Below are 1,744 nucleotides of genomic sequence, written 5' to 3'. Positions count from 1 at the left end.
CGTCACGCCTTCTCCGTACGTGACGGGCCGGCAACGGCAGGCCGGACACCGGCCGGAGGCTCACACGGGAAGGGGCCTCCGGCCGGACCGGGCGGGGGGTGGCTGGTGACACGGCTCCGGGGAAGGCGGCCATGCCGTGGCGGGGGGCTCGGGCGAGGGAAAGCCCGTGCTCGACGCACCGGGCGACGAGATGCCCGTACGGGGACGAGCGGGTCCGGGACACGTGGACGTGCCGCGTGGCGGATCCGGCGCCACGGATCCGGTGGGACGAGGAGAGTTGTAGACCTGCACCTCCGTCAACGTCAAGGCCTCGCAAGGCAGTTGTGAGCGAGCTGAGGCTTTGGGGAGACCGATGGCTCACCTGCGGCGCACAATGAACACTTTTTGTTCACACTTCCCTTGACCCTTCATGTAACCGCCGGTAACTTCCTCGATGGCTACTGCGGCGTAACGAGAAAGCCCTTGCAACCGCCGGGAGTTGCGGGAGACGTGCGTACGCGGTCGATGTCCGCGCCAGGGCAACGTGCCACCGAAGTCCGATCCGCACCGACATGCACCTGGAGCAGACATGACCTCCTCCGCCGAGCACACCCCCGAAAGACCGGACGGCGCCGCCGCCCCGGACGTCAGTGCCACTCCCGCGCGGCGCGGGCGGGTCCGGGCGCGCCGGGCCGCGGTGATGGCGGTGCCCGCCACCCTGGCCGCCGCGGGCCTCGCGGTCCTCACCGCCCAAGGGGCGCTGGGCGTGCAGTTCGCCATCTCCGGCATGCCGTTCACGGTCACCGCGACCGAGCTGAACGGCACCGGATTCGCACAGTTCGGCGGCCTGGACGAGATGGCCGAGGGCAGCCCCAACGCGGGTGACACCGGCGGTCAGGTGCTGGTCGTCACGTCCGTCATCAAGAACGCGACGCTCACCAAACTGTGCCAGAGCGTGGACCTGGGCGGCACGAACCTGGTCATCAGGGCGGGTGAGGGGTCGCAGAAGGTCAGCGCCAGCGATCTGACCACCGACTCGACCGAGCTGACCGGCGACGCCGCGTTCAACAACATCGAGATCGGCAACGACGCCAGCACGCTCGACAAGGCCGGGCCGAAGGGCCGCGGACCGAAGGGCGTGTTCAGCCAGCAGTCCGACACCGTGCGCATCGCCAACCTGCGACAGACCAACTACGCCACGACGGCCGGCGTGTTCAAGCTGCCGGGTCTGAAGCTGGGCTTCAGCGGATCGGGTTGCTGATGCCGCGCGGTCCGCGCGAGGGAGTCCGGCCCGCCTTCAGGCAGTGGCGGGCCGGCCGTCCGTTCTGGGGCGGGCTGCTGCTCGCCCTGGGCGGGGCGGAGGTCCTGCTCACGCTGAAGGCGTCGCTGGACGTCATCCTGCACGTCGGCATGCAGGGCCTGGCCGGCTACCTGCTGCCGGTCGTGATGCTGCTGTGCGGCGTGCTGATCCTCTTCAACCCCGCCCAGCGCCTGTTCTACTCGGTCATCGGGGTGCTGGTCTCCCTGGGCACCTGGCTGACCTCCAACCTGGGCGGCTTCTTCATCGGTCTGCTCTTGGGCCTGGTGGGCAGCTGCCTCGCCTTCGGCTGGCTCCCGGACCAGGAACCCCGCGTCAGCCGCAGGCAGCGCCGGAAGGACGCCCGGGCGGCGAAGGCCATGCCCCCGACGCCGGTGCGGCAGCCCTAGGGGTGTCCGCAAAGGCGACGTTGCGGACACCCCGGCGGTCCGCTTCGAAGGAGGCACC

Annotated in this window: 2 protein-coding genes; both read left to right on the top strand. The window is 70.2% G+C overall.

The genetic code is table 11. The features are described 5' to 3' along the window. Positions 1-568: 568 nt before the first annotated feature. The gene (locus ABZ281_RS48195) at positions 569-1,240 is read left to right on the top strand and encodes a DUF6230 family protein (RefSeq protein WP_356665060.1); all 672 of its coding nucleotides are present in this window, start codon (positions 569-571) and stop codon (positions 1,238-1,240) included. After that, positions 1,240-1,686 carry a DUF6114 domain-containing protein gene (locus ABZ281_RS48190; protein ID WP_356665058.1) on the top strand — a complete coding sequence of 149 codons (447 nt, stop codon included), beginning with the start codon at positions 1,240-1,242 and terminating at the stop codon, positions 1,684-1,686. The genes ABZ281_RS48195 and ABZ281_RS48190 overlap by 1 nt, the downstream gene beginning before the upstream one ends. Positions 1,687-1,744: the final 58 nt, after the last annotated feature.

This window comes from Streptomyces sp. NPDC006265, assembly GCF_040613555.1.
Taxonomy (GTDB): Bacteria; Actinomycetota; Actinomycetes; order Streptomycetales; family Streptomycetaceae; genus Streptomyces.
Note: the sequence above shows the minus strand (reverse complement) of the source record. Positions and strands in the feature narration are given on the sequence as shown.